This is a genomic window from Enterobacter sp. ECC_219_Taxon_10 (assembly GCF_058354905.1).
The window spans coordinates 2,108,827-2,134,562 of the sequence record NZ_CM178005.1; the positions used below are offsets into that span (position 1 = coordinate 2,108,827).

The 25,736-nt window shown below is 55.2% G+C and carries 28 protein-coding genes; 13 read left to right on the top strand and 15 right to left on the bottom strand.

Going from position 1 to position 25,736, the window contains the following annotated elements; genetic code table 11:
- Nucleotides 1-49: 49 nt before the first annotated feature.
- A complete protein-coding gene (locus AC4ICF_RS10105; RefSeq protein ID WP_028012887.1) occupies nucleotides 50-691 on the top strand; it encodes a riboflavin synthase in 642 nt (213 codons plus the stop codon).
- A gap of 31 nt (nucleotides 692-722) precedes the next feature.
- On the opposite strand, the gene cfa is transcribed toward AC4ICF_RS10105, so the two are convergent.
- Together cfa and punC are read right to left on the bottom strand one after the other, a co-directional pair.
- Complete coding sequence (gene cfa, locus AC4ICF_RS10110; RefSeq protein WP_116340402.1) at nucleotides 723-1,871, bottom strand: cyclopropane fatty acyl phospholipid synthase; 1,149 nt, start codon at nucleotides 1,869-1,871, stop codon at nucleotides 723-725.
- Nucleotides 1,872-2,168: 297 nt separating this feature from the next.
- Nucleotides 2,169-3,359 (bottom strand): purine nucleoside transporter PunC, encoded by a 1,191-nt coding sequence (gene punC / locus AC4ICF_RS10115; protein ID WP_166710880.1) that lies wholly within the window; start codon nucleotides 3,357-3,359, stop codon nucleotides 2,169-2,171.
- A 114-nt stretch (nucleotides 3,360-3,473) separates the two neighbouring features.
- Between punC and punR the strand changes: the two genes are divergently transcribed.
- Nucleotides 3,474-4,385, top strand: coding sequence for a DNA-binding transcriptional activator PunR (punR, locus tag AC4ICF_RS10120; protein WP_316378979.1), 912 nt, complete (start codon nucleotides 3,474-3,476; stop codon nucleotides 4,383-4,385).
- Between the two features lie 17 nt (nucleotides 4,386-4,402).
- On the opposite strand, the gene purR is transcribed toward punR, so the two are convergent.
- Nucleotides 4,403-5,428: an HTH-type transcriptional repressor PurR gene (gene purR, locus AC4ICF_RS10125; protein WP_008500597.1), complete on the bottom strand. Its 1,026-nt coding sequence runs from the start codon at nucleotides 5,426-5,428 to the stop codon at nucleotides 4,403-4,405.
- A gap of 297 nt (nucleotides 5,429-5,725) precedes the next feature.
- Here purR and cydH point away from each other — a divergent pair, with 297 nt between their 5' ends.
- Together cydH and AC4ICF_RS10135 are read left to right on the top strand one after the other, a co-directional pair.
- Nucleotides 5,726-5,815, top strand: coding sequence for a cytochrome bd-I oxidase subunit CydH (cydH, locus tag AC4ICF_RS10130; protein WP_008500596.1), 90 nt, complete (start codon nucleotides 5,726-5,728; stop codon nucleotides 5,813-5,815).
- A gap of 163 nt (nucleotides 5,816-5,978) precedes the next feature.
- Nucleotides 5,979-7,145, top strand: a complete 1,167-nt coding sequence (locus AC4ICF_RS10135) for an MFS transporter (protein ID WP_151413258.1) — start codon at nucleotides 5,979-5,981, stop codon at nucleotides 7,143-7,145.
- Between the two features lie 37 nt (nucleotides 7,146-7,182).
- Here the strand turns inward: AC4ICF_RS10135 and sodB are convergent, their stop codons facing one another.
- Both sodB and AC4ICF_RS10145 read right to left on the bottom strand, forming a co-directional pair.
- The gene (gene sodB / locus AC4ICF_RS10140) at nucleotides 7,183-7,764 is read right to left on the bottom strand and encodes a superoxide dismutase [Fe] (protein WP_116340394.1); all 582 of its coding nucleotides are present in this window, start codon (nucleotides 7,762-7,764) and stop codon (nucleotides 7,183-7,185) included.
- Nucleotides 7,765-7,886: 122 nt separating this feature from the next.
- A complete protein-coding gene (locus AC4ICF_RS10145) occupies nucleotides 7,887-8,660 on the bottom strand; it encodes a C40 family peptidase (protein WP_116340392.1) in 774 nt (257 codons plus the stop codon).
- Nucleotides 8,661-8,998: 338 nt separating this feature from the next.
- Here AC4ICF_RS10145 and grxD point away from each other — a divergent pair, with 338 nt between their 5' ends.
- Nucleotides 8,999-9,346 (top strand): monothiol glutaredoxin 4, encoded by a 348-nt coding sequence (gene grxD, locus AC4ICF_RS10150; RefSeq protein WP_003832760.1) that lies wholly within the window; start codon nucleotides 8,999-9,001, stop codon nucleotides 9,344-9,346.
- 44 nt (nucleotides 9,347-9,390) lie between these two features.
- On the opposite strand, the gene rnt is transcribed toward grxD, so the two are convergent.
- From rnt to eptA, 5 genes are all read right to left on the bottom strand, one after another.
- Nucleotides 9,391-10,041, bottom strand: a complete 651-nt coding sequence (rnt, locus tag AC4ICF_RS10155; RefSeq protein WP_061098432.1) for a ribonuclease T — start codon at nucleotides 10,039-10,041, stop codon at nucleotides 9,391-9,393.
- Between the two features lie 94 nt (nucleotides 10,042-10,135).
- Nucleotides 10,136-10,543 carry a lactoylglutathione lyase gene (gene gloA, locus AC4ICF_RS10160; protein ID WP_166710886.1) on the bottom strand — a complete coding sequence of 136 codons (408 nt, stop codon included), beginning with the start codon at nucleotides 10,541-10,543 and terminating at the stop codon, nucleotides 10,136-10,138.
- A 100-nt stretch (nucleotides 10,544-10,643) separates the two neighbouring features.
- Nucleotides 10,644-11,741 (bottom strand): alkene reductase, encoded by a 1,098-nt coding sequence (locus AC4ICF_RS10165; RefSeq protein ID WP_116340390.1) that lies wholly within the window; start codon nucleotides 11,739-11,741, stop codon nucleotides 10,644-10,646.
- A 53-nt stretch (nucleotides 11,742-11,794) separates the two neighbouring features.
- Nucleotides 11,795-12,394: a TetR/AcrR family transcriptional regulator gene (locus AC4ICF_RS10170; RefSeq protein WP_163329030.1), complete on the bottom strand. Its 600-nt coding sequence runs from the start codon at nucleotides 12,392-12,394 to the stop codon at nucleotides 11,795-11,797.
- Between the two features lie 41 nt (nucleotides 12,395-12,435).
- The gene (eptA, locus tag AC4ICF_RS10175; protein ID WP_163329032.1) at nucleotides 12,436-14,061 is read right to left on the bottom strand and encodes a phosphoethanolamine transferase EptA; all 1,626 of its coding nucleotides are present in this window, start codon (nucleotides 14,059-14,061) and stop codon (nucleotides 12,436-12,438) included.
- A gap of 149 nt (nucleotides 14,062-14,210) precedes the next feature.
- Between eptA and AC4ICF_RS10180 the strand changes: the two genes are divergently transcribed.
- The 3 genes from AC4ICF_RS10180 (at nucleotide 14,211) to sodC (ending at nucleotide 15,995) form a co-directional block, all read left to right on the top strand.
- On the top strand, nucleotides 14,211-14,450 hold the full coding sequence (locus AC4ICF_RS10180; protein WP_116340384.1) for a DUF1289 domain-containing protein: 240 nt from the start codon (nucleotides 14,211-14,213) through the stop codon (nucleotides 14,448-14,450).
- Nucleotides 14,451-14,498: 48 nt separating this feature from the next.
- Nucleotides 14,499-15,395, top strand: a complete 897-nt coding sequence (locus AC4ICF_RS10185) for an aldo/keto reductase (protein ID WP_116340382.1) — start codon at nucleotides 14,499-14,501, stop codon at nucleotides 15,393-15,395.
- Between the two features lie 81 nt (nucleotides 15,396-15,476).
- A complete protein-coding gene (sodC, locus tag AC4ICF_RS10190; RefSeq protein ID WP_316378981.1) occupies nucleotides 15,477-15,995 on the top strand; it encodes a superoxide dismutase [Cu-Zn] SodC in 519 nt (172 codons plus the stop codon).
- On the opposite strand, the gene AC4ICF_RS10195 is transcribed toward sodC, so the two are convergent.
- From AC4ICF_RS10195 to AC4ICF_RS10205, 3 genes are read right to left on the bottom strand one after another with little or no spacing between them, the layout of a single operon-like run.
- The gene (locus AC4ICF_RS10195; protein ID WP_316378982.1) at nucleotides 15,974-18,007 is read right to left on the bottom strand and encodes an FUSC family protein; all 2,034 of its coding nucleotides are present in this window, start codon (nucleotides 18,005-18,007) and stop codon (nucleotides 15,974-15,976) included. The genes sodC and AC4ICF_RS10195 overlap by 22 nt on opposite strands.
- Entirely contained in the window at nucleotides 18,007-18,867 is an 861-nt protein-coding gene (locus AC4ICF_RS10200) for an HlyD family secretion protein (RefSeq protein WP_316378983.1), read from the bottom strand. The genes AC4ICF_RS10195 and AC4ICF_RS10200 overlap by 1 nt, the downstream gene beginning before the upstream one ends.
- 2 nt (nucleotides 18,868-18,869) lie before the next feature.
- Nucleotides 18,870-19,106, bottom strand: coding sequence for a DUF1656 domain-containing protein (locus AC4ICF_RS10205; RefSeq protein ID WP_039266199.1), 237 nt, complete (start codon nucleotides 19,104-19,106; stop codon nucleotides 18,870-18,872).
- Nucleotides 19,107-19,292: 186 nt separating this feature from the next.
- Here AC4ICF_RS10205 and slyA point away from each other — a divergent pair, with 186 nt between their 5' ends.
- Nucleotides 19,293-19,733 (top strand): transcriptional regulator SlyA, encoded by a 441-nt coding sequence (gene slyA, locus AC4ICF_RS10210; protein WP_021241135.1) that lies wholly within the window; start codon nucleotides 19,293-19,295, stop codon nucleotides 19,731-19,733.
- A 35-nt stretch (nucleotides 19,734-19,768) separates the two neighbouring features.
- Here slyA and AC4ICF_RS10215 read toward each other — a convergent pair whose 3' ends face one another.
- Nucleotides 19,769-21,130, bottom strand: a complete 1,362-nt coding sequence (locus tag AC4ICF_RS10215) for an MASE4 domain-containing protein (protein WP_439209892.1) — start codon at nucleotides 21,128-21,130, stop codon at nucleotides 19,769-19,771.
- Nucleotides 21,131-21,329: 199 nt separating this feature from the next.
- Nucleotides 21,330-21,797, bottom strand: coding sequence for an outer membrane lipoprotein SlyB (slyB, locus tag AC4ICF_RS10220; RefSeq protein WP_028012906.1), 468 nt, complete (start codon nucleotides 21,795-21,797; stop codon nucleotides 21,330-21,332).
- 255 nt (nucleotides 21,798-22,052) lie between these two features.
- Here slyB and anmK point away from each other — a divergent pair, with 255 nt between their 5' ends.
- The 4 genes from anmK (at nucleotide 22,053) to tyrS (ending at nucleotide 25,708) form a co-directional block, all read left to right on the top strand.
- Nucleotides 22,053-23,177 (top strand): anhydro-N-acetylmuramic acid kinase, encoded by a 1,125-nt coding sequence (gene anmK / locus AC4ICF_RS10225; protein WP_316378985.1) that lies wholly within the window; start codon nucleotides 22,053-22,055, stop codon nucleotides 23,175-23,177.
- Between the two features lie 93 nt (nucleotides 23,178-23,270).
- Nucleotides 23,271-23,594, top strand: coding sequence for a C-type lysozyme inhibitor (mliC, locus tag AC4ICF_RS10230; RefSeq protein WP_116340370.1), 324 nt, complete (start codon nucleotides 23,271-23,273; stop codon nucleotides 23,592-23,594).
- Between the two features lie 57 nt (nucleotides 23,595-23,651).
- Complete coding sequence (gene pdxH / locus AC4ICF_RS10235) at nucleotides 23,652-24,308, top strand: pyridoxamine 5'-phosphate oxidase (RefSeq protein WP_028012909.1); 657 nt, start codon at nucleotides 23,652-23,654, stop codon at nucleotides 24,306-24,308.
- 125 nt (nucleotides 24,309-24,433) lie between these two features.
- Entirely contained in the window at nucleotides 24,434-25,708 is a 1,275-nt protein-coding gene (tyrS, locus tag AC4ICF_RS10240; protein WP_023311370.1) for a tyrosine--tRNA ligase, read from the top strand.
- Nucleotides 25,709-25,736 lie beyond the last annotated feature (28 nt).

Consider the following 25,736-nt stretch of genomic DNA (forward strand, 5'->3'; position numbering starts at 1 on the left):
TGGGATTAAACGGTGTCACCACCGTCCGGAAAGAACAGGAGTTGTAAGCATGTTTACTGGTATTGTGCAGGGCACCGCCAAAGTGGTGTCCATTGATGAAAAACCTAATTTTCGTACTCATGTTGTAGAGCTGCCGGAATATATGCTCGACGGCATCGAAACCGGCGCCTCGGTTGCCCATAACGGCTGCTGCCTGACCGTCACCGAAATTAATGGCAACCAGATTAGCTTTGATTTAATGAAAGAGACGCTGCGTATTACCAACCTGGGCGAGCTGGTGGTGGGGGACACCGTCAACGTTGAGCGCGCGGCGAAGTTCAGCGACGAGATTGGCGGCCACCTGATGTCCGGGCACATCATGACCACCGCCGAAGTGGCGAAAATCGTTACATCAGAAAATAACCGTCAAATCTGGTTTAAAGTGCAGGACCCGTCATTAATGAAATACATCCTCTATAAAGGGTTTATTGGCATTGATGGGATTAGTCTGACGGTAGGAGAAGTTACTCCGACGCGTTTTTGCGTGCATTTAATTCCCGAGACGCTGCAGCGCACCACGCTGGGTTCGAAAAAACTGGGGCATCGCGTGAATATCGAAATCGATCCGCAAACCCAGGCGGTTGTAGATACCGTTGAGCGCGTGCTGGCCGCAAAAGAAGCCGCAATAATTAAAGCTGTAGAAGAAGAATAAAAAATACCCCCGGCTTGCCGGGGGTATTTTTCTAGCGTGCGACCCGCAAGCCGTGTTCAATCCCTCGGCTGAAAACAACCTGCCAGAGCTGAATATCGCGCGCGCGAAACGCCCCCGCGCAGGCATTCAGATAATAGCTAAACATCCGCTTGAATCGTTCAGAATAGTTGTCCGCAATTTCAGGCCAGGCTTCCTGAAAACGCGCATGCCAGGCCATTAACGTGGTGTCGTAATCCGCGCCGAAGTTATGCCAGTCTTCCATGACGAAATGGGATTCGCTGGCGTTGGCAATCTGGCGAACGGACGGTAAACAGCCATTCGGAAAGATGTATTTGTTGATCCACGGGTCGACGTTATTGTCGGTCCGCTTCGAGCCGATGGTATGCAGCAGGAAGATGCCGTCCGGTTTCAGATTACGGTCCACCACCTCAAAGTAGGTGTCGTAGTTTTTTGGCCCCACGTGCTCGAACATGCCGACGGAAACGATCCGGTCAAACTGCTCATTCAGGTCACGGTAGTCCTGCAGCCGAATATCCACATCAAGATCCTGACAGCGCTCTCGCGCCATTTTTTGCTGTTCTGCTGAGATCGTCACGCCGACCACGCTGACGCCGTAGTGCTTCGCCATAAAATACGCCAGCCCGCCCCAGCCGCAGCCGATATCCAGCACGCGCATGCCGGGCTGTAGCTGCAATTTCTCGCTAATCAGGCGCAGTTTGGCCTGTTGAGCCTCTTCAAGCGTCGACGCCTCTTTCCAGTAGGCGCAGGAGTATTGCATGAAGGGGTCCAGCATGCGGCTGAACAGATCGTTGCCGAGATCGTAATGCTCTTTGCCGACGATCCACGCACGTTTTTTACTTTGCAGATTAAACAGGCGGGCAGAGGCGACACGCAGGGTGTCTTTCAGATTGCGAGGGAGCTGTTTTTCAAGGCCGGCACGCAGCACGCTGGCGAAAAAGGTATCCAGCCGTTCGCACTCCCACCAGCCGTCCATATAGCTTTCTCCCAGACCTAACGATCCCTCCCGCAACACGCGTTTATAAAAATCGGGATGTTTAACCTGAGGATCGGATGGCGATGATCCATTGATAGTGATGCCTGCCCGACCTAACAGTTCACTGACGATCCGGGACCAGTTATCGTCCGGAACGCTGACTTCTTCTATACACGATGAACTCATAGCTTCTCCATCACCCTACTGTGATCAGAACCTTAAAACAGCGTAGACGCTTTTTTGGTTTGTGAGAAATCTCACGGTAAATACCGCGAGGCTAGTATCCGACGTAGAACAGAGGAAGGGAGATAACCCTTGCCGAAATGCCTTCCATGGTAAAACGGGAGCACTCCGGCTCCCGTTAACACTTAATATTTATCGTATTTAATCGAACCAAATTTAGTATAGGCCTCAAAATTTGGTGATTCAATAGAAAATTCTTAGCAACCTAATCACTGAAAATTAACATAGTTCCTGGTGCGATCAGGCGTGCGAGGTTTCAACCTGCGTACTCTCATCCTGCGCGGCAGCCTGCATGCGATAGCCTATGACGGCCAGCGCAACGGTAGCCAGCATTACGCTGGTTGTCGTCAGTAGCGGCGTGGCAATCAGCGCTGAGACTACCAGACTTGCCAGGAAGCACAGCCCCAGTTGCAGGGTGTTCTGCAGCGCGGCCGCGCGGCCTGTCGCCTGCGGGAACGGACGCAGCGCCTGCGCCACCACGATAGGGTAGATCGCCCCGTTCGCGACGGCCATCACGCAGAATGGAATCAAAATTTCGGCCAGACCGGCACCCGGAATAAAGCCAACGGCCCAGGTCCCGATGACGCTCAGCGCATACAGCACCAGCAGCCATGGCAGCATCTGCTGACCTTCCCACTTTTGCAGCGCCGCGCGGCAACCATACCCGCCCACCAGGAACGCGATAGTCTGTGGAACATAGCTCAGGCCGATGGCTGCAGGGCTGTAGCCCATATCGTGCAGAATGAACGGCGAACCGGTGAGCCACGCGAAGAAGCTTGCCGAGCAGGCGGCATAGATCAGAACGTTGCCGCGATACGCTTTGGTGCTGAGCAGGGAGGTGAAGGTGATCGGCTTCGCGTCTGCGTGCACCTCTTTTTTATGCGCGGGCTTGAGGGCGAATGCCGGCAGCATCAGCACCAGCGTGATGGCAAACAGCGTGGCAAAGATGGCCTGCCAGTCAAAGTGCGCGAGGATCCAGCTGCCCAACAGAGGGGCGAGGGCAGGAGAAAGCCCTACCAGCGGCATAATGGTGGCGAAAATACGGTTGGTGCGGTTTGCCGGATAGTAGTCGGTGACCAGCGCCTGCCAGGTCACGGCAGCGGCACAGACGCCGACCGCCTGAACAAACCGCAGTACCAGCAGCCAGGTGGCATCGCGCACCCATAGCATTCCCAGGCAGCCCACGGCAAAAATGGCCAGACCCAGCAGCAGTACCGGTTTACGGCCAAAGCGATCCGAAAGCGGTCCCCAGAGCAGCTGCGCGAAGGCAAAACCGGCAAGGAACAGGCTCAGGCTGGCGCTGATGGCGGCAGCAGGGGTTTGCAAATCTTCCTGCATGGCGGCGAAAGCCGGCAGGTACATATCGGTGGCCAAAAAGCCCAGCACGCTTAAGCCGCCGAGCCAGACTAAAAAACCTTTCCTGGGTTGCACTGTTTTATTCTCCTGAGGAGGCAGGTATACGTTGGCGCTGAGTGTAGGGAATGCAAAGCCGCTTGTGAAACGCTAATATTTGGCGGGTGCATTCAAATTTTTTGCAGGCAGAAAATGTGGTCAGATTATTCTCTTGAAGTGGTCGATGCTGTCGCGCGTAACGGCAGCTTTAGCGGGGCGGCGCAGGAGCTACACCGCGTCCCTTCGGCTATCAGCTATACCGTACGTCAGCTTGAGGATTGGCTGGCGGTACCGCTGTTTGAACGGCGACATCGTGATGTGGAATTAACGCCTGCAGGGGCGTGGTTTTTGAAGGAAGGGCGTTCTGTTATCAAAAAAATGCAGATCACCCGCGAACAGTGCCAGCAGATCGCGAACGGCTGGCGGGGACACCTTTCCATTGCGGTGGATAACATCGTTAAGCCCGAGCGCACCCGGCAGATGATTGTCGATTTCTACCGTCATTTTTCTGACGTCGAACTGCGGGTTTCGCAGGAGGTGTTCAACGGCGTCTGGGATGCGCTGGCGGACGGCAGGGCAGAGATGGCCATTGGGGCCACTCAGGCGATCCCGGTCGGGGGGCGTTACGCCTTTCGCGATATGGGGATGCTGAGCTGGAAATGCGTGGTGGCAAGCGATCATCCGCTGGCGAAGATGGAAGGGCCGCTGAGCGATGATACGCTGCGCGGCTGGCCGTCGCTGGTGCTGGAGGATACCTCCCGCTCGCTGCCCAAGCGTATCACATGGCTTTTGGACAACCAGCGGCGGGTGGTGGCCCCTGACTGGGAATCGTCGGCGACGTGCCTTAGCGCCGGGCTCTGCGTCGCGATGGTACCCGTTCATTTTGCGCGACCACGAATCGACACCGGTGAGTGGGTTGAGCTGGCCCTGGAGAATCCATTCCCGGATGCGGCCTGCTGCCTCACCTGGCAACAAAATGATGTTTCCCCGGCGATGGCCTGGCTTCTGGATTATCTGGGGGACAGCGAAACGCTTAACCGGGAATGGCTGAGGGAGCCAGCCTGACTGGCTCCGCAATGAGATTAACGACGGTAGTCGCGGAACGGGCCATCCGCGACGGAACGGCGTTCGATAAGGCGAGGGTGAACTTCAATGGACTGCGACTCTTCACGTTTGTTGACGATCCTGTCCAGCAGCATATTGAAGGCGGTTTCACCCAGCGAATCTTTCGGCTGGTGAATGGTGGTCAACGCTGGCGTGAAGAAGCGCGCGTTGCGCACGTTGTCATACCCGATCACGGAGATGTCCTGCGGGACGCGCAGACCCAGCTCATCGGCCGCACAGAGGGCGCCCATCGCCATGATGTCACCCCCGCAGAAGACGGCGGTCGGGCGGTGCGGCTGGGAGACGATCTGTTGCATCGCGCGGTAGCCTGATTCCGGCTCAAAGTCGCCCTGCACGATCCAGTTTTCCGGCACGGTAATCAGCGCTTCTTCCATCGCTTTCATAAAGCCGGCCAGACGGCCCGCGCCGGTGTTGCGCTCCAGCGGACCCGGGATCACGCCAATCTCGCGATGGCCGCGCTCAATCAGATAACGGCCGGCCATATAGCCGCCCTCAAAGGCGTTATCGATAACCGAATCGGTGAAATCCGCGCGCGCTTCGCCCCAGTCCATCACCACCATCGGAATATGGCGATACTCTTCCAGCATCGACAGCACGGATTCCGGGTACTCGGAACACATTACCAGCAGGCCATCCACGCGCTTTTGCGCCATCATCGACAGGTAGGCACGCTGTTTTTCAATGCTGTTCCATGCGTTGCCGAGAATCAGGGTATAGCCTTTCTGGAAGCAGTTTTTCTCCACCGCTTCAATGATCTCGGCAAAATAGGCCGCTTCACTGCTGGTCGCCAGTAATCCAATGGACTTGGTGTGATTGACCTTGAGGCTGCGCGCAACCGCGCTTGGCGAATAGTGCAGCTCTTTGATCGCTGCCCAGACCGCGTTGCGCGTCTCTTCCGCCACGAAGCGGGTTTTGTTAATTACATGTGATACGGTTGTAGTGGAAACGTTTGCGCGTTTTGCTACGTCTTTAATTGTTGCCATTAAATGTCACTCCAGACCATATCCTAAACTCCTGAAAAACTTGAAGGTAAACGTTTGCCTTCTCTCACCCTTATCACGCAATTTTGGATTGCGGCACGCCAGGAAAACGACACGGGACGTCAGGAGGGGGTCAATGGCCGGTACGCTAATAAATTTAGCGTGGAATTTTGGCCTATCTTGATGAAAAGGGGAAGAGGTAAAGTGGTTATCAGTATAAATCCAGGAAGATTTTTGACGGAATCTGTGCAAAAATGAGCAAGCTCACTTTTCGTGGGGGGATTAAAAGGAGAAAAATTGATGAGTTCCGATCTGAAGTTTTCGCTGTTCACCACCGTTGTTGTGCTGGCTCTGATTGTCGCGGCTGGTCTGACGGCTGCGCTGCACTGATTTACGCGGAGGGAGAGCCTTCTCCCTCCCCATCGCCGCGATTGTTACTTCTCTGGCAAAAATCTTTTGCCATTTTGTTAACTTCTCATTTTTTGTGATTGATGTCATGCTTTCCGCTTCTTTGTTCTGTGTCACCACATGACACGGCATCCGGAGTTGACGCATGAAAATCAATTTTCCCCTGCTGGCCCTGGCGATTGGCGCTTTTGGGATTGGCACCACTGAATTCTCCCCGATGGGGTTACTGCCTGTTATTGCCCGGGGCGTAGACGTCTCGATCCCTGCGGCAGGCATGTTAATCAGCGCCTACGCCATCGGCGTGATGGTGGGGGCGCCGCTGATGACGCTTCTGCTTTCTCACCGGGCGCGCCGCAATGCGCTGATTTTCCTGATGGCGATTTTCACTCTGGGCAACGTGCTTTCGGCCATTTCGCCGGACTACACTACCCTGATGCTGTCGCGCATTCTGACCAGCCTGAACCACGGCGCGTTCTTTGGGCTGGGCTCGGTCGTGGCCGCAAGCGTAGTGCCAAAACACAAGCAGGCAAGCGCTGTAGCGACCATGTTTATGGGGCTGACGATTGCCAACATTGGCGGGGTGCCGGCGGCAACCTGGCTGGGGGAAGCGATCGGCTGGCGTATGTCCTTCCTGGCGACGGCCGGGCTGGGCGTGGTCGCGATGGTGGCGTTGTTCTTCTCTCTGCCGAAAGGCAGTGCAGGAGAACGTCCGGAAGTGCGTAAAGAGCTGGCGGTGCTGATGCGCCCGCAGGTGCTCTCCGCGCTGCTCACCACGGTGCTGGGGGCAGGGGCGATGTTTACCCTCTACACCTATATTTCACCGGTGCTGCACGATATCACCCACGCAACGCCTCTTTTCGTTACCGCGATGCTGGTGCTGATTGGCGTCGGCTTCTCGATCGGCAACTATCTCGGCGGGAAATTTGCTGACCGTTCCGTGAGCGGGACGCTGAAAGGCTTCTTAACCCTGCTGATTGTCATTATGGTTGCTATCCCGTGGCTGGCGCGTAATGAGTTCGGAGCGGCGATTGCGATGGTCGTCTGGGGGGCCGCAACCTTTGCCGTGGTGCCGCCGCTGCAGATGCGCGTGATGCGTGTCGCCCATGAGGCGCCGGGCCTCTCGTCTTCCGTGAATATCGGGGCGTTCAATCTCGGCAATGCGCTGGGCGCAGCCGCCGGAGGCGCCGTGATTTCAGGTGGTCTGGGGTACAGTTTTGTGCCGGTGATGGGGGCCATTATTGCCGCGCTCGGCCTGCTGCTGGTAATGATGTCCGGCCGTAAACAGCCTGAAGCCGTTTGCACGGCGGAATAAGCAAAAACGCAGAAGGGCGAACCCTTCTGCGTGTCTTTTACGCGGCGAAATTCTTCGCGACAAATTCCCAGTTAACCAGCGCCCAGAAGTGTTCCAGGTAGTTCGGGCGCGCGTTGCGGTAATCAATGTAGTAAGCGTGTTCCCACACGTCCACGGTCATCAGCGGCGTAGCGCTGGTGGTCAGCGGAGTGCCCGCGTTAGACGTGGACACGATAGCCAGTTTGCCATCCGCCTCTTTTACCAGCCACGTCCAGCCAGAACCGAAGTTCTTGATGGCTGCATCGGTAAACTTCGTCTTAAACTCGGCGAAGCTGCCAAAAGCGGCGTTAATGGCGGCCGCCAGCTCACCGGCAGGTTCGCCACCGGCATTGGGTGCCAGGCAGTGCCAGTAGAAGGTGTGGTTCCACACCTGAGCCGCGTTGTTAAAAACGCCACCCTCTGAGCTGCGAACGATCTCTTCCAGCGTTTTGCCTTCGAAATCGGTGCCCTTGATCAGGTTGTTCAGGTTGGTGACGTACGTCTGGTGATGTTTGCCGTAATGATACTCCAGGGTTTCCGCTGAAATATGCGGTGCCAGGGCGTCTTTTGCATACGGTAGTGCAGGTAATTCGAACGACATTGCTTCTCTCCTTATTGTATTTTGCGTTGCCAATAACCACACAGACAACAGGGAAAGGATAGCAAATTGAAAGGGTATGCAAAAGAGGAACTTACCCTGCCACGGATGTGGCAGGGCAGGGATTAGCGAATGGTTTTTGGCGTCATCACGCGACGCGCGCCGACGTAGTGGCGCATCCAGTAGTCTTCACTGAGCGAGGTGATCTGAATATCCTGGCCGCTGCGCGGTGACTGGATGAATTTCCCGTTGCCGACGTAGACGCCGACGTGGTCAGCCGTGCCGCGACCCTGGGTACGGAAGAAGACCAAATCGCCGTTTTCCAGCTCCCCGCGGTTAACTGGTGACGCATCGCGCAGGTGATACATCTCGTTGGCGGTACGCGGAATGCGGAATTTAACCAGATCTTTATAGGCGTAATAGACGAGGCCGCTGCAGTCGAAACCGGTGCGCGGCGAGCTGCCGCCCCAGCGATAAGGTTTGCCAATCTGTCCCATCAGCTTATTCATCGCGGTTTTTTGCGCTTTTTGCACACGCACTTTATGCACATCCGCCAGTTTCGTCACCTTCGTGCATTTTGCTTTATGCCCTTTACGGGTAATGCATTTTTCTGTAACGAGGTTAGCGGCGGTCAGCGAAGCTTTATTTTTGGCGGTGCGGGTAGTGCGGGAAGATTTTGTTTTCGTCTTGCTGGAAGCGGTCTGTTTAGTCTGAGCGGTGGTTTTTTTCTTGACGTTCTTCGTGGTGGTTTTTTTCTTACGTTCTGTGGCTTTTACCAGATGGCTTTTTTGTACAGCAGATTGCCGCGCCTGCTGAGAGGCGTTTGCCGCTGGCGTGAAAGTGAGTGAAGTAAACAGTAAAGCACAGAGCGTGATCGAGATTTTAGTTATCCGCGCCACTGGGCAGTCCCCTGATATATGCAGGTCATCAATAATACCCGCGTGTGATTTACAAAGCCCGTCGATTCTAATCCATAAAAACCCGAGAAGTTAATAGCATTTTTCAATCTAAAAACCTGTTTCGTTAGCAAGTGCAAAAAAAATCATCGTTCTGCCGCACAATTGTTCACTCCCTGAGCAAAACCCTGACGGTCGCAGGGGTAAACACCATTTGCAATGCAACTTTTGTAGAGTCGCGGTAAAATATATAAACGTGACGAAAATGTTATTTTCCGATGCCAGCCTGACCCGCTACAATGTCAGACTATTGCCGTAACAGAAGTTAAAGGAAGCAAGACATGAGCACCACTATTGAAAAAATCCAGCGCCAGATCGCTGAAAACCCGATTCTGCTGTATATGAAAGGTTCTCCGAAGCTGCCAAGCTGCGGCTTTTCCGCGCAAGCGGTTCAGGCGCTGTCAGCCTGTGGTGAGCGTTTTGCTTACGTTGATATCCTGCAGAACCCGGACATCCGCGCAGAGCTGCCAAAATACGCTAACTGGCCGACTTTCCCGCAGCTGTGGGTTGACGGCGAACTGGTTGGCGGCTGCGATATCCTGATTGAGATGTACCAGCGCGGCGAACTGCAGCAGCTGATCAAAGAGACGGCGGCGAAGTACAAAACCGAAGAGCCAGACGCTGAGTAATTTTCTGCGTTAATAAAAAAGCGACCTGATAAGGTCGCTTTTTTTTATTCTTCACTGTCGCCCATCGGCAGCGGCCAACCGCCCAGACGCTTCCAGCGGTTGACGATCTCACAGAACAGCTCTGCGGTGCGCTCCGTGTCGTATAAGGCGGAGTGTGCCTGGGTGCCGTCAAACGGTATACCCGCCGTAATGCAGGCCTTTGATAACACAGTTTGTCCCAGCGCCAGGCCGCTCAGCGCGGCGGTGTCGAAGGTCACGAACGGGTGGAAAGGGTTGCGCTTGAGCGACGCGCGCTCGGCTGCAGCCATGGTAAAGCTGTGATCGAAGGTGGCGTTATGGGCCACCATGATGGCGCGGCTGCAGTTGCTCTCTTTCATGCCTTTACGCACCATTTTAAAAATGGCGTGCAGCGCATCATATTCGCTGACTGCACCGCGCAGCGGGTTATGCGGATCGATACCGTTAAACGCCAGCGCCTCCGGCTGTAAGTTTGCCCCTTCGAAAGGTTCAACGTGGAAATGCAGCGTGGTGTCCGGTGTAAGCCAGCCCTGTTCATCCATCTTCAGCGTGATGGCGGCAATTTCAAGCAGCGCATCGGTTTTAGCGTTAAATCCGGCTGTTTCTACATCAATGACAACGGGATAAAAACCACGAAAACGGTCGCACAGACCGCTAAATTGAGCGTTATCGGACATCAGGGTCTCTTACCAGGGAAAAAGCAGAGCGCATTATGGCAAATTTTGCGGGGGGATGCAGTAAAACTACGGGCGCATGTTGCGCCCTGAGGGATCAGTTGCCCAGACCGCGGCCCGCGTCTTTGGCTTCAATCAGCTCGATCTTGTAACCGTCCGGATCTTCGACAAACGCAATCACGGTGGTGCCACCTTTTACCGGGCCCGCTTCGCGCGTGACGTTACCGCCATTTTTGCGAATGCGTTCGCACGCTTCGGCCGCGTTGTCCACTTCCAGCGCGATATGGCCATAGGCGGTACCCAGTTCATAGCTGTCCACGCCCCAGTTGTAGGTCAGCTCAATGACCGATTCATCCGTTTCCGGGCCGTAACCCACGAACGCCAGCGAGTATTTGTATTCCGGGTTTTCGCTGGTGCGCAGCAGCTTCATGCCCAGGACGTTAGTGTAGAAATCGATCGAACGTTGCAGGTCGCCAACGCGCAGCATGGTGTGAAGTAGGCGCATAATTTCCTCATTAACCAATGGAATAGACTATTTTTTTGAACAGAAACGATGTTTTAGTATAGCGGCGAAGTGTCGCCGCTATCAATGAACAATGGCGAGATTACAGAGAAGGATAGTCGGTGTAGCCTTCCGCGCCGCCGCCGTAGAAGCTCTCAGGACGCTGCGGGTTCAGGGCCGCTTTCTGCTGCAGACGGGCTACCAGATCCGGGTTGGCAATATAGTCGCGGCCAAATGCCACGGCGTCGATCAGCCCTTTATTAATCAGGTCTTCGGCTTTCTCTGGGGTATAAGCACCCGCACCGATGATCACCCCGTGGAAGCGCTCGCGCACTTTCTGACGGAAGGCTTCCGTGTAAGGCTTACCGCCGGCCCAGTCCGGCTCGGACATGTGCAGATAAGCGATGCCACGTTTAGCCAGTTCTTCGATCAGGTACAGGGCATCGGCTTCTTCGTTCGGACCGTTGTCGACATTCTGGAAAGAACCGATTGGGGAGACGCGGATCCCGATACGGTCCGGGCTCCACTCCTGGCAGACGGCGTCAACCACTTCCAGCACCAGGCGAGCGCGGTTTTCGACACTACCGCCGTACTGGTCGGTGCGATGGTTAGACGACGGTGACAGGAACTGGTGCAGCAGGTAACCGTGCGCGGAGTGCAGCTCAATCAGGTCAAAACCGGCTTCACGGGCGTTGGCTACGGCCTGGCGGAAATCGTTCACGATACCCGGGATCTCGTCCAGCTCAAGCGCGCGTGGCGTAGAGGTATCGACGCGGATCGCGTTGCCGTTTTCATCGCGCAGCGAGGTACGGGTATTCGCATTCAGGGCAGAGGCTGAAACCGGTGCCTGACCGCCAGGCTGAATGCTGCTGTGGGAGATACGACCGGTATGCCACAGCTGGACCGCAATGCGACCCTCTTCAGCGTGAACACCCGCGGTGATTTTCTGCCATGCGGCGATCTGCTCCGGGCTGTGCAGCCCCGGAGCACCCGCATATCCCTTGGCCTGAGCAGAAATCTGCGTGGCTTCGGTGATTATCAGGCCAGAGCTGGCGCGCTGACGATAGTATTCACCCATCAGTGGGGTTGGGATGTCACCCGGCTCAATGCTGCGCAGACGGGTAAGCGGAGCCATAAACACGCGGTTTGGCGCAGTGACGGCACCCACTTTTAAAGGGGTAAATAATTTTTCAGCTGACATAAAGACTCCTGAGTAGACCAGTCGACTAGTAATAATGGAAATAAAAACGCCTGCTAAGCGCCAGGCGCAGTAATCGTACTTTTCACATGCGCCAGCGCGCTTTCGAGCGGCACGGCACTGCGAGAAATTTTAGCCTGCAGGTTGGCCCCTAACCAGAGAGAGTAGAGCACCTGAGCCTGCGTTAAGGGATCGCCGGGGAAGGCTAGCGTATTTTCTTCGCGCCCCTTCGCCAGCGCCTGTGCCAGCAGGGCGATAACGCCGCTGGCGCCTTTATCCATTGCCGTGCGCATATCTTCTGAGAGATCGCACACTTCGGCAGAGAGTTTAACCGTCAGGCATCCGCTGATAATGCCCTGCTGACAGAACTGGTTCAGCGTTTCCTGATAGTAGTTCAGAACACGATCCCGATAGTTACCTTTCCCCGTCGCGAAGTGGGTCGCGAGGCGCTGGTGGTAGGCAGCATAGTGCCGCTCCAGCATCGCCACGCCAAAGGCCTCTTTGGACCGGAAGTAGTGATAGAACGACCCTTTCGGTACCTCAGCGGTTTTTAATAGCTCGCTCAGCCCCATACCGGTAAAGCCGCGGTGCATGCACAGCCGCTCACCGGTCGCCAGGAGATGTTCTCGGGTATCGTGTTCAGTATTTCTGCTCATGGATTCACTCTAATAGACCGTTCGGTCTAATGCAAGCTCTGTTACTGGCGACACGCGTTCAGAATGTCCAGCTGTTGCTGATAAACGCTTGATTTAACGTCCATCATGCCCAGCACCGTCGAGAATAAATTGTCCTGCGAAACCGCATTTTTTGCTGCGTGGTCGCGTAAACACTGCTCGTTGATGCCAAAGTTTTTCGCATAGTCCGGGGACAGCCAGAACATAAACGGAATGTGCGTCTGCTGCTCCGGCGCCAGCATGTACGGCGTGCCGTGCAGATAAATACCGCTCTCACCGAGCGATTCCCCGTGATCCGAGAGGTAAATCAGCGCGGTGTTCATGTTCGCCTGACGGGCTTTCAGCGCGTCAATGGTTTTGCTGACCATGCTGTCGGTATACAGAATGGTATTGTCATAGGTGTTCATCAGCGCCTGATGATCGCAATCCTGAATCTCATTGGTATCGCAGGTGGGGGTGAATTTACGGAAGTTATCCGGGTAACGGCGATAGTACGCCGGGCCATGGCTGCCCATCAGGTGGATAACCAGCACCGTGTCCTGCTTCAGACCGTCCAGCACGTTGTCCAGGCGGTAGAAGTTCACGTCATCAATACAGGATTGGTCTTTGCAGAACTGATCCAGCTTCCACTGCGTCATGTCGGTATGGGGAATACGATCGCACGCGCCTTTACAGCCACCGTCGTTGTCGCGCCACAGGAGGTTGAAACCCGCATGCTTGAGCACGTCGAGCAGCCCTTCCTGATGGTGCGCCAGGTCGGCATCGTATTTGCTGCGCGTCATACCGGAGAACATGCAGGGAACGGATACGGCGGTTTCAGTGCCGCACGACGAGGCCTGGGGGAAGTTGATCACATCCTGCTTTTTCAGTTCGGGGTTGGTTTCACGCCCGTAGCCATTCAGGGAGTAGTTCGCCGCGCGCGACGCTTCGCCGATGACCAGCACCAGAACGGTTTTCTTATGCTGACCCGAAATCAGCGCGCCTTTGTGCGCATCTTCGCCAATCCGCACCAGCGTTTGATCGCCGGCAAACCAGCGCATTTTGCTGTATTTCACCACGGCGCTGACGTAGTTCGCCGGGGTGACCATTTTGACGATGCTTTTATTATTGCGGAACAGCGATGCGTAATCTTTATAAAACACAGCGGCGATTAGAATAATCACCAGCAGGGCACCGAGCATCGCAGCAACGCGCGTCAGCAGGGCGTACCACCATTTTCCGGTACGAATACGGGTCAGCGCCAGCACCAGGGATGGAACAAGACCGGCTATGACAATCCACAGAATCATCTGCGGGGTCACCAGGGCGGTGGCTTCCTGGGAGTTAGTTTCGAACACGTTCACAATCATGTTTTGATCGATGACCGCGCCGTAGGTAAACATAAAATAAGTTGCCGCAGCGCATCCGACGGTTAAGACGATCAGCAGTGGCTTGCGGATATACGGAATATTGAGCAGGCTAAAAACAATCACCCAGCCACAAAACAGCACCACCGGTACGGACGCGGCAAAGAGAATGTCGTGTAGATGAGCAGGGGCAATAATGGCCCAGCTGCGCTGAATAAACAGCCCGTTTAGCAGCGTAAAGAAGAGTGCACAGCCCAGAGTGAATTTAATGTCGTTACACTGTAACTTTTTACTTAACCACATCGATCGCAAAACCTGTCATTGTATTGATGCGGCGAGTATAGAGAGTGAAGATTAGTGAAACCTTAATGCCATAAAACTGTGGTAAAGCCCTTGCACGCGGCGCTGTTAGCGTCTTCACTGTAGGTGAGAGTGGTTAACCGGAGGTGAGTGTGGCAGAGCAACTGGAGTTTTTCCCCATCCAGAGCCCGTGCCGGGGGATTTGTCAGGTAGATGAGCGCGGTTATTGCCGCGGATGCATGCGTACCCGTGACGAGCGTTTTAACTGGCAAAACTTCAGCGACACGCAAAAGCAGGAGGTGCTCCGCCTCTGCCGGCAGCGACTTCTGCGCAAAATCCGCGCAAACAAAGCCAGCGAGGCCGAAGAACCCCAGCAACCTTCACTGTTTTAATGCGGTAATTGCGTATACTCATGACATCACGTCCTTGAGGAAAATGTTATGGTTCAGCGAATTACCCTTGCCCCCCAGGGGCCAGAATTCTCCCGTTTTGTGATGGGCTACTGGCGCCTGATGGACTGGAATATGTCCCCCCTCCAGCTGGCAAGCTTTATTGAAGAGCACCTCGATTTAGGCATCACCACGGTCGATCATGCGGATATTTACGGAGGCTATCAGTGCGAGGCCGCCTTTGGCGAGGCGCTCAAGCTGGTTCCGGCGCTGCGCGATCGCATGGAGATCGTCACAAAATGTGGGATTGCCACCACGGCAAAACCTGAACATGCCCTCGGTCATTACATCACCGACAGCGCGCATATCATCAAGAGCGCCGAGCAGTCTCTGGTCAATCTGGCAACCGATCGTATCGACCTGCTGCTGATTCACCGTCCTGACCCGCTGATGGATGCCGATGAGGTGGCGGAAGCCTTCCTGAGCCTGCATCAGAGCGGGAAAGTGCGACACTTCGGCGTCTCCAACTTTACCCCGGCCCAGTTTGCGCTGCTTCAGTCTCGTCTGCCGTTTACCCTGGCCACTAACCAGGTTGAGATCTCCCCGGTACACCAGCCGCTGCTGCTGGACGGTACGCTCGATCAGCTGCAGCAGCTGCGCATTCGCCCGATGGCCTGGTCCTGCCTGGGCGGTGGACGCCTGTTTAATGACGAGGCGTTCCAACCGCTGCGCAATGAGCTGGAAACCATCGCCCGCGAGCTGAACGCGGAGAGTATCGAACAGGTGGTTTATGCCTGGATCCTGCGTCTCCCGTCAAAACCGCTGCCGATTATTGGCTCCGGAAAAATTGAACGCGTCCGTTCCGCTCTGGCCGCCGAAGAGCTGCAGATGACCCGCCAGCAGTGGTTCCGCATCCGCAAGGCCGCGCTGGGTTACGACGTGCCATAAACCGCCAGAAGGTGACTTTCCGGTGAAATCTGTGCCCCTGGTATACACTTAAGGGGCAAAAAATAACCCGCGGAGGTCATTATGAAGCGTTTTTCTCTGGCAATGGTCGCGCTGGTTGTTTGCGCAGGGGCGCAGGCAGCCAGCGACGAAGTAGAAATGAATCTCGTCACCTCACAGGGGGTGGGTCAGTCAATCGGGACGGTGAAAATCACTGAGACCGATAAAGGGCTGGAATTCGCACCCGATCTTAAAGCACTCCCGCCGGGCGAACACGGCTTTCACGTTCATGCCAAAGGGAGCTGTCAGCCAGCCATGAAAGAGGGTAAACCGTCGGCGGCGGAAGCAGCAGGGGGCCACCTCGACCCGCAGAATTCAGGTAAACATGAAGGGCCTGACGGAATGGGGCACCTGGGCGACTTGCCGGTGCTGGTGGTAAACAATGACGGTAAAGCCACGGATCCGGTCGTGGCCCCGCGGCTTAAAAAGCTGGATGAGGTCAAAGGCAAAGCGCTGATGATCCATGTGGGCGGGGATAACATGTCCGATCAGCCTAAACCGCTTGGCGGCGGTGGGGCACGCTATGCCTGCGGCGTAATCTGATCTCCAATCGTGCCCGGCGGTGGCGCCTGCTCGAGCTGCGACAGCGAGCAGTGCAGGCGCCAGATAATCGAGGCCAAATCGCGGGCTGCGGTCAGGTGATGCCGTGCAAGGGTATCGCAGATGCGCTGCAGTTCAGCAAGCGTGGCCTCCAGCGGACGCTGCTGAACCCCGCGCTCGCTCATGACATCGCGCAGCAGGGAAATGCAAACGTCACGCACCTGCGACAGCGGATCGGAACGCGTTTCCCACGCGCGAAGCTGCCAGACTACATGTGAACAGTTCAACAGCACCACGCCCCAGCGCAGCAGCCAGCGGCGGGACAGCGCGTCCTGGCTGTTATTTAACTGGCTGACGTGGTGATACACCAGCGATTCATACTCGCTTTCACGCAGATGCGGTTTGCGGCTGAGCTGGTCGACAAACCCTCTGCGCAACTCCCGAATATGCCTGCGGCTTTTGCGCGCGTCAGAGCCGGGACGCAACACCGCGAAGGCCAGCCACGCCAGCCCCACGCCCAGTATTTTCGCCAGGTTGTCATTGAGAAAGTCGGCGTAATCGTAAACCGGCGGATTCGTCACGGAGATAAACGAGCCCATAAAGACAATCAGCTGTCCCCAGAGGCCCGCCAGTTTCGGCATTTGCAGCTTAAGTAGCTGCATGGTGGTTAACAGCGGAAACAGGAACAGCAGAAACTGCCAGAGATCGCTTATCTGCACCATCAGGCCAAACTTCACCACAAAACTGAACAGTGACAGCAACACCAGCGTTCGCAGCAGCAGCGTAAGGGAGTTAAACGGCGAGGCCGCGACGGAGTATAGCACGCAGCTGATGGCGGCCAGCGTCAGGGCCGCCGAACCGGACTCCCACTGCGTGGTGATGCTCCATGCCCCCACCAGCATCAGCGCGCAGAAGGTGCGAAAACCGCTCCACAGCGCTTCCAGATAATCGGTGTGCCGCGCGAGAGCCGGGCTGCCGGGAACGGTGAACTCCGTGACCGGGGGGGCATTCTCTACCGCCTTAATCCAGCGGCTGCTGCGCAGGTATAGACGGCAAAAATAATTCAGACGCTGCCAGAAGGCGCGATGGCGGTAATCATATTCATCCACCGGGGCGAGCGGGGCAATGATCTTCGCAACTGTGTAGATATCTGCATCCGGCCGGGCAAGCGCCGCGAGCAGCGTTTCGATCACGGCGCGCGTGTTTTCCGGCGGCGTTGGCCAGTTGAGCAGCATCCGGCGCAGGCTGGAGATGGCGCTGGTCATGCGCAGCTGCTGGTGCAGCAAATAGTTAAGCAGGGTGTTCTGACGGCGAAAACGGTAATGGCTCCAGAAAGCCTGAATCCGCAACAGATTCATGGTCAGGATCTGCCCGATAACCTTTTCATGCGCGAGGCGGATGTCATCGCTGGTATCCGGTTGCCACAGCAGGCTCGCGTGTTCCAGCAGCCGGGTATGCATGGTTTTCAGCGCTGTGATAAGCGCGGTCCCGTCGGAGGTGCTGGGCAGGACCATCATCATAAATCCGCCGCAGAGGATCCCGACAATCACTTCGCAGACGCGCGCCTGAGCGATATCCCACAGCTCGGTAGTGTCGAGCACGTTGACGACCGGGAAGGCGATAATGGCGGCCGTATAGCCCGCCAGCTGAAAAGCGTAGGCGACGTTATTGGTGAAATGGGCGCAGGCCCATGTACAGCATCCCAGCCATGCCGCCATGCTCAGCAGGAACAACCACGGATCGTTCAGCGTGTGGCCCGCGATAATTAACGCCGCGGTGGCACCCAGCAGGCTGCCTGCGATACGGCCAAGGCTTTTGCTGATCACTCCGCCAACGGTCGGGAAACTCACCACCGCCGCGGAGGTCATCGCCCAGTAGGGTTCGTCCAGGTTCAGGTAATAGGCGACGGTCAGCGCCAGGCACATGGCTATGCCGTTACGCAGCGCGTAGCGCCACTGGGGACGCGTCGCTTTCATCCACGGCGTGTTTTGCCAGGAGAGCGCCTGCAGCTTCATTAACGGGTTCCGATGGAGACAGTGCAGGTGGTGCCGGATACCAGCGTGATGTCCCCGGGTAAATGGTCAAACTCCACGCGCACAGGCACGCGTTGAGCCAGGCGCACCCACGGTACATTCGGTTTGATGTCCGGCACCAGCCCGGAATCGGTTTCAACGCTTTGATCGTAAATGGCGCGGCCAATGCTGGAAACGTGACCCCGTAACTTCTGCGAGCCGCTGTAAAGCGTTATGGCGGCGGGTGCGCCTTCACGGATGTGCCGAAGCTTGGTCTCTTCGAAATAGCCCACTACGTAGAAGGAGTGGCTGTCGACGAGGGCAAAAATCGGCTGGCCGGTGGTGGCATAATTCCCCACGCGGGCGGAGAGGTTGGTCACCCATCCGTCGACGGGGGCGGTAATCACGGTTTGAGTCAGCTCCCACTGCGCTTGCTTCAGCGTCGCCTCTGCCGCGTTAACGCTCGCCTGCATCGCCTTAACGTTGATGTTAGCGGTATCTAAATCTTCCGCAGAGATGTAGTTTTTCGACAGATGACGGCGGCGGTTGGCCTCGTTGTTGGCCTTTGCCAGATCGGACTGGGCTTTCGCCAGCTGTGCCTGGGCGTTCAAAATCGCAATATGGTACGGGGTGTCGTCGATGCGGAATAACACATCTCCCTTTTTAACGTACTGGTTATCCTTAATCAGCAGCGACGTAATGCTTCCTGACACCTGCGGGGTGATGCTGACCTGCTCAGCGCGAATTTTACCGTCACGGGTCCAGGGGGACTGCATATAGAAATTCCACAACCACCAGCCAGCGACCAGGGCGAGGACCAGCACAAACAGGGTGGAAAAGTACTTCAGCGTTTTCAGAGGCATATTCACCACACGATCAAAACAGCAAGGCCCAGGCACACGGAGAGGGCAAACAGGGAGAGATCCATCAGCATGGGATGCCAGATTTCGCCGGAATACATCCAGTCGCGAAGCAGGCGATGCGCGATGAGCCAAAGAATAAAGCCCACCAGCACGGCTTTAAACAGAGGGGGAAAGTAGACTGACGCACCGAAGATCAGGTCCTGGAGGGGTAAACCCTCTGAGCGATGAAAAAAGGTCACGAGCAGAGATCCTTTGCAGTGAACAGAATGCCGCGTTGGCTTGTCTGAGTATGAAGAAGCATCACGATTCAGTGTAAGTCATACTTTTGAGATAGATGAATGCAGTATTGCATTTGTTTTGCCAATACAAATGCTGCACACTATTCTAAAATCAGTATAATAACTTAGCAAGCTAATTATAAGGAGATGAAATTGGAATCGCCATTAGGTTCTGATCTGGCAAGGTTGGTACGCGTCTGGCGTGCTCTGATTGACCATCGCCTGAAACCTCTGGAACTGACACAGACGCATTGGGTCACGTTGCACAACATTCATCAGCTGCCGCCGGACCAGTCGCAAATTCAACTGGCTAAAGCGATAGGCATTGAGCAACCGTCGCTGGTGCGCACGCTTGACCAGCTGGAAGAGAAGGGACTGATCTCCCGACAAACCTGCGCCAGCGATCGTCGCGCCAAACGGATTAAGCTGACCGAGAAAGCGGCTCCTATCATCACTGAAATGGAAGCCGTAATTACCAAAACGCGCGGTGAAATCCTTTCAGGGGTTTCACCGGCGGAGCTGGAAATGCTCATCAGCCTGATTGCACGCCTTGAGCAAAACATCCATGAGCTGCAGTCTCGCGACTGACAAACACCAGGCCTTGCAGCAGCAAGGCCTTTTAATTACTTAAAGACGACCACCCGATTACGGCCGGTCTCTTTCGCTTCATACATCGCCTTGTCGGCACTTTCCACGCACGTTTCAGCGGTTATCGATGATGAGGTTGCCGTGAATACCCCCATGCTGATGGTAATCGGCTCCGGTAACTGTCCCCCGCTGCTGGCTTTATCAAAGCTGCTTAGCTTTAACCGTATACGTTCCGCCACCTGACATGCTGCCTCAGAGGAGGTGTTTGCCAGCATCAGGACAAATTCTTCGCCACCGATTCGCGCCGCGATGTCCTGCGGGCGCACGGAATCCATCAGCAGATTGGCGACAAACTGCAGGACTTTGTCTCCCTGAAGGTGACCATAGTTATCGTTGATGCGCTTGAAGCGATCGAGATCGCTGACGATAACCGAAACGGGCCGGCTGGATTTGGCGATCTCCAGCGCCTGGTTTAACGATTCATAAAAATAGCTGCGGTTATAAAGGCGCGTGAGCGGATCGCGAATCGAATTCTGATACGACTGCTGATATTTTAAATGGGAATCACGGTACAGCATGAAAACGTCGTAAAGCAGAACAAAAATAATCATCAGCGTAGCGACGGTTTCAAATAGCCGGGCGCGATACCACGATATATCTTCAGCATGTCCGCCCACTAACAGCATTACGAGCGTAACGATATAGCACACGCACAGAAAATTACCGCCCACCCAGAACAGATTATGCACCCGCGTAATAAACATCAGGCTTGCTAATGTTACAACCCAGAGAACAATTAATGAAATATTGATGCAGTGGCTCCACAGAACCATAAACTGCCGCGTTTCATTATCAACCAGGTCGATGGATAAAAACGCAGAATGGCTGGAATATATCCAGGCTAACAGTACGCCGCAGGCGGTAAACAGAAATATACCGCTGACGATGGCGATATGGGCCGCACGGGAAAAGGACTGATTCCGAGTGGGATAGAGTAATGCCGAAGCGATCATCAGCACAGCCATTAAGAGATGGCGGAACATATAGTAGATCATCGCATCGTTGTAGTTAACGACGTTAAACTGATAGAGGTCAAGCCACGCTGGAAAGCTGGACAGCGTTCCGACCATCAGCAGTGCCGAACCGGCAAAGGCAAAGGCGATCGCAATCAGATAGAGCCGCCTCTTATCACACCAGTATTTCATAGCCATAAAACAGGCAATAAACAGGTGAAACACGAGTAAAAAAATGGTGAGCGTAGGGAACACAAGAGGCGAGAAGGATGGTACCCATTCAACCAGTTTTGAAAAGAGGGCTTGTAGTATTCCGATAACGACAAGGCACCCGAAACAGAACGAGATATAACGACCTTTTAGACAAAGACTATTCGCAAGCATATAAATTTTTACAAAATGAAAAATAATTTATGAAGAGGTAATTGCGAAGAGTCTAATCAATTAATGCAATAAATACTTTGCGCAGAAACAATATACGGTGAGGTTAATTATTGGTGGGGTGAATGGATTTTGTAAATATATTCGTTCAAGTGATATATATTGTAAATGGATGTGGCCCGACGGCCACATCCATTTTTAATTAACGTGGGGACACGGTAACCTGGCTTCCGTTGCTTGCCAGCACAACGCGCTGACCTGCTGAGAAGCGGGTATTGCCCTGTTTCTGAACAACCATAATGGTGCTGCCGTCGTCTTTACGAATTTCCAGCTCTACGCCCTGCGTTTTGTTCATCGCACCCTGGACGCCCTGGCCTGCCACGCCACCGGCAACGGCGCCCGCTGCGGTTGCCAGAGAGCGGCCTGTGCCACCGCCAACAGTGTTACCCAGGAAACCACCCAGAACAGCACCACCGATTGCGCCCATGACGTTGTTTTCATCACCACCCTGAATTTGTACAGGACGGGCGTTAACAACGGTACCGTAAGTCACGCTCTGAACCTGTTTAGCTTCAGAAGCGCTGTAAACGTCGCCAGACAGTGAGCTGTCGTTCACACAGCCAGCCAGGGTTAAACCAATCAGCGAAACGCCCAGTACACGTACAATCATTTGAATCTCCTGTTCACCAAAAACGCCCATTTGGAGGCATCCGTTATGGCTAAATTATATGGCATAAAGGGCCATAGTTCATATCTTTGCACTAACAATAAGAAAATTGTACTTGAATTTGACTTAACGAGACATAAACAGGATCCGCTCGCGTTACCGGCATGACATTGTTAAAAAATATTATCGTCGGATGGCAAAGCAGCGTCGTTTATGGTTGAGTGGATATCCTTAGCCCACGCAACGTAAGGAAAGCGCATGAAATCGGGTCGCTACATTGGTGTGATGTCGGGCACCAGTCTGGATGGGGTAGATGTCGTTCTGGCCGCCATTGACGAACATATGGTAGCACAGCAGGCGAGCCTGACCTGGCCAATCCCCATTTCGCTGAAAGAGGATATTCTGAGTATCTGTCAGGGGCAGCAGCTGACTCTCTCCCAGCTTGGTCAACTTGATGTTCGCCTGGGGGCGCTGTTTGCGGATGCGGTGCAGGCGTTAATGCAAAAAGAACATCTTCGACCTCAGGATGTGGTCGCCATCGGGTGCCATGGACAAACCGTCTGGCATGAGCCGATTGGCGAGGCGCCGCATACGTTGCAAATCGGCGATAACAACCAGATAGTGGCAAAGACGGGCGTGACGGTCGTCGGGGATTTCCGTCGTCGCGATATTGCCCTTGGCGGGCAGGGCGCACCGCTGGTGCCCGCTTTCCATCAGGCGCTGTTGGCGCATCCTTCAGAGCGTCGCATGGTGCTCAACATTGGCGGGATTGCTAACCTCTCGATGCTTATTCCGGGGCAGCCCGTTCGCGGCTACGATACCGGCCCCGGGAATATGTTAATGGATGCCTGGATCTGGCGGCAGTGCGGTCAACCGTATGATAAAAACGCCGAGTGGGCGAGCGAGGGTAAAGTGATCCTCCCGCTGCTGCAGTCTATGCTCAGCGACCCATATTTTGCCTTGCCGGCGCCGAAAAGCACGGGGCGTGAATACTTCAACTTTGGCTGGCTTGAGCGCCAGCTGGCGCTGTTCCCGGCACTGGCCCCGCAGGATATTCAGGCGACGCTTGCCGAATTAACGGCCGTGTCTATCTCTGAGCAAGTGCTGCTCAGCGGCGGCTGCGAACGCCTGCTGGTGTGCGGCGGCGGAAGCCGAAACCCGTTGGTGATGGCACGCCTTGCCGGGCTGCTGCCGGGTACAGAAGTGACGACGACGGACGAGGCCGGCATCAGCGGTGATGATATGGAAGCGCTGGCTTTCGCCTGGCTTGCCTGGCGCACCATCGCCGGGCTACCGGGCAATTTGCCGTCGGTAACCGGCGCGCGCGAGGCCAGTGTCCTCGGGGCGATTTTCCCGGCAAATCCGCGTCATAATCAGAGTTAACTGAAATTCAGCGCGTCGTCTCGTCGTTAGAATGGAGTAAAACAGGAGGGCGGTCATGCCCTCCAGGACCAGGAAAGTCTTCGGAATACGCCCATGAAAAAAGTTCTTCTTATTGTCGCGCCTTTATTGCTGTCAGGGTGCAGCGTCTATAACCAGTTCCTTGAGCGCATGCAGACCGATACGCTGGAGTATCGCTGCGATGAAAAACCGCTGACCGTGAAGTTGAATAACCCACGCCAGGAAGCCAGCTTCGTTTACGACAATAAGCTGCTGACCCTTAAACAGGGGATCTCGGCCTCCGGGGCACGTTATTCTGACGGTATCTATGTGTTCTGGTCAAAAGGCGACAGCGCTACGGTCTACAAACGCGACCGCATTGTGCTGAACAACTGCCAGCTTGAAAATCCGAAGCGTTGAGATTTTTACAGGGGCGGCGCACAATAGCGCCACCCAATCTCAAGATCAGCTAACGCCATGTCAGATAACGATGAACTGCAGCAAATTGCGCATCTGCGCCGTGAATACACCAAAGGCGGCCTGCGCCGCCAGGATCTTCCCGCTGAACCCCTCGTGCTCTTTGAACGCTGGCTGAAACAGGCCTGCGATGCGAAGCTGGCTGACCCAACGGCCATGGTCGTCGCGACGGTAGATGAAAACGGTCAACCGTATCAGCGCATCGTCTTGCTCAAGCATTACGACGAGAAAGGGCTGGTGTTCTATACCAACCTGGGCAGCCGCAAGGCGCACCATCTGGAAAATAATCCCCGCATCAGCCTGCTGTTCCCCTGGCACATGCTGGAACGTCAGGTGATGGTCACCGGCAAGGCGGAACGTCTTTCGACGCTGGAGGTGGTGAAGTATTTCCACAGCCGTCCGCGCGACAGCCAGATTGGCGCCTGGGTGTCAAAACAGTCCAGCCGGATCTCTGCCCGCGGCGTGCTGGAAAGTAAGTTCCTGGAGTTGAAACAGAAGTTCCAGCAGGGGGAAATTCCCCTGCCAAGCTTCTGGGGCGGCTTCCGTATTCCGATTGAGCAGATGGAGTTCTGGCAGGGCGGTGAGCATCGCCTGCACGACCGCTTTTTATACCAGCGCGAGAATGGCGGCTGGAAAATCGACAGACTGGCACCGTAATCCCCGAAATTTGTTGATTTAAGCGCTAGCGCACACCGCGCTTGCGCTTTATTCTATTGTCCTTTCGCATCAGGCGAAAAGTCGTGTACCGGCAAAGGTGCAGTCGTTTATACATGGAGAATTTGATGGCAAGCAGTAACTTGATTAAACAATTGCAAGAGCGGGGCCTCGTGGCCCAGGTGACGGACGAGGAAGCGTTAGCAGAGCGACTGGCGCAAGGCCCGATCGCGCTCTATTGCGGCTTCGATCCCACCGCTGACAGCTTGCATTTGGGGCATCTTGTTCCATTGTTATGCCTGAAACGCTTCCAGATGGCGGGCCATAAGCCTGTTGCCCTGGTGGGCGGCGCGACCGGTCTGATTGGTGACCCAAGCTTTAAAGCCGCGGAGCGTAAGCTGAACACCGAAGATACCGTGCAGGAGTGGGTGGATAAGATCCGCAAGCAGGTTGCACCGTTCCTCGACTTCAACTGTGGTGATAACTCTGCCATTGCCGCCAACAACTACGACTGGTTTGGCAGCATGAACGTGCTGACCTTCCTGCGAGACATCGGCAAGCACTTCTCTGTTAACCAGATGATTAATAAAGAAGCCGTGAAGCAGCGTCTGAACCGTGACGATCAGGGTATCTCCTTTACCGAGTTCTCCTACAACCTGCTGCAGGGCTATGACTTTGCCTGCCTGAACAAGCTGCACGGCGTTTCTCTGCAGATCGGCGGTTCTGACCAGTGGGGGAACATCACCTCCGGTATCGACCTGACCCGTCGTCTGCATCAGAACCAGGTGTTTGGCCTGACCGTTCCATTGATTACCAAAGCGGACGGCACCAAATTCGGTAAAACCGAAGGCGGCGCGGTGTGGCTGGATCCGAAGAAAACCAGTCCGTACAAATTCTACCAGTTCTGGATCAACACGGCGGACGCCGATGTTTACCGCTTCCTGAAGTTCTTCACCTTCATGGACATTGCAGAGATCAACGCGCTGGAAGAGGAAGATAAGAACAGCGGTAAAGCACCGCGTGCCCAGTATGTGCTGGCGGATGAAGTGACCAAACTGGTTCACGGTGAAGAAGGTCTGGCCGCGGCAAAACGCATTACTGCAAGCCTGTTCAACGGTACCCTGAGCGATCTGAGCGAAGCGGACTTCGAGCAGCTGGCGCAGGACGGTGTGCCGATGGTCGAAATGGAAAAAGGGGCTGACCTGATGCAGGCGCTGGTGGACTCTGAGCTCCAGCCTTCCCGCGGTCAGGCGCGTAAAACCATCGCGTCCAACGCTATCACCATCAACGGTGAAAAGCAGGCTGACCCGGAATACACCTTCGTTGACGGCGATCGTCTGTATGGCCGCTACACGCTGCTGCGCCGCGGTAAGAAAAACTACTGTCTGGTCTGCTGGAAATAATTAAAAGTCTTCAGGGGCGTGGGAAACC

Excerpts from the sequence above, each read along its gene's own strand:
- AC4ICF_RS10105 (WP_028012887.1), top strand. The coding sequence starts at position 50 with ATGTTTACTGGTATTGTGCAGGGCACCGCCAAAGTGGTGTCCATTGAT.
- cfa (WP_116340402.1), bottom strand. The coding sequence starts at position 1,871 with ATGAGTTCATCGTGTATAGAAGAAGTCAGCGTTCCGGACGATAACTGG.
- punR (WP_316378979.1), top strand. The coding sequence starts at position 3,474 with ATGTGGTCAGATTATTCTCTTGAAGTGGTCGATGCTGTCGCGCGTAAC.
- purR (WP_008500597.1), bottom strand. The coding sequence starts at position 5,428 with ATGGCAACAATTAAAGACGTAGCAAAACGCGCAAACGTTTCCACTACA.
- cydH (WP_008500596.1), top strand. The coding sequence starts at position 5,726 with ATGAGTTCCGATCTGAAGTTTTCGCTGTTCACCACCGTTGTTGTGCTG.
- AC4ICF_RS10135 (WP_151413258.1), top strand. The coding sequence starts at position 5,979 with ATGAAAATCAATTTTCCCCTGCTGGCCCTGGCGATTGGCGCTTTTGGG.
- sodB (WP_116340394.1), bottom strand. The coding sequence starts at position 7,764 with ATGTCGTTCGAATTACCTGCACTACCGTATGCAAAAGACGCCCTGGCA.
- grxD (WP_003832760.1), top strand. The coding sequence starts at position 8,999 with ATGAGCACCACTATTGAAAAAATCCAGCGCCAGATCGCTGAAAACCCG.
- rnt (WP_061098432.1), bottom strand. The coding sequence starts at position 10,041 with ATGTCCGATAACGCTCAATTTAGCGGTCTGTGCGACCGTTTTCGTGGT.
- gloA (WP_166710886.1), bottom strand. The coding sequence starts at position 10,543 with ATGCGCCTACTTCACACCATGCTGCGCGTTGGCGACCTGCAACGTTCG.
- AC4ICF_RS10165 (WP_116340390.1), bottom strand. The coding sequence starts at position 11,741 with ATGTCAGCTGAAAAATTATTTACCCCTTTAAAAGTGGGTGCCGTCACT.
- AC4ICF_RS10170 (WP_163329030.1), bottom strand. The coding sequence starts at position 12,394 with ATGAGCAGAAATACTGAACACGATACCCGAGAACATCTCCTGGCGACC.
- eptA (WP_163329032.1), bottom strand. The coding sequence starts at position 14,061 with ATGTGGTTAAGTAAAAAGTTACAGTGTAACGACATTAAATTCACTCTG.
- AC4ICF_RS10185 (WP_116340382.1), top strand. The coding sequence starts at position 14,499 with ATGGTTCAGCGAATTACCCTTGCCCCCCAGGGGCCAGAATTCTCCCGT.
- sodC (WP_316378981.1), top strand. The coding sequence starts at position 15,477 with ATGAAGCGTTTTTCTCTGGCAATGGTCGCGCTGGTTGTTTGCGCAGGG.
- AC4ICF_RS10195 (WP_316378982.1), bottom strand. The coding sequence starts at position 18,007 with ATGAAGCTGCAGGCGCTCTCCTGGCAAAACACGCCGTGGATGAAAGCG.
- AC4ICF_RS10200 (WP_316378983.1), bottom strand. The coding sequence starts at position 18,867 with ATGCCTCTGAAAACGCTGAAGTACTTTTCCACCCTGTTTGTGCTGGTC.
- slyA (WP_021241135.1), top strand. The coding sequence starts at position 19,293 with ATGAAATTGGAATCGCCATTAGGTTCTGATCTGGCAAGGTTGGTACGC.
- AC4ICF_RS10215 (WP_439209892.1), bottom strand. The coding sequence starts at position 21,130 with ATGCTTGCGAATAGTCTTTGTCTAAAAGGTCGTTATATCTCGTTCTGT.
- slyB (WP_028012906.1), bottom strand. The coding sequence starts at position 21,797 with ATGATTGTACGTGTACTGGGCGTTTCGCTGATTGGTTTAACCCTGGCT.
- anmK (WP_316378985.1), top strand. The coding sequence starts at position 22,053 with ATGAAATCGGGTCGCTACATTGGTGTGATGTCGGGCACCAGTCTGGAT.
- mliC (WP_116340370.1), top strand. The coding sequence starts at position 23,271 with ATGAAAAAAGTTCTTCTTATTGTCGCGCCTTTATTGCTGTCAGGGTGC.
- pdxH (WP_028012909.1), top strand. The coding sequence starts at position 23,652 with ATGTCAGATAACGATGAACTGCAGCAAATTGCGCATCTGCGCCGTGAA.
- tyrS (WP_023311370.1), top strand. The coding sequence starts at position 24,434 with ATGGCAAGCAGTAACTTGATTAAACAATTGCAAGAGCGGGGCCTCGTG.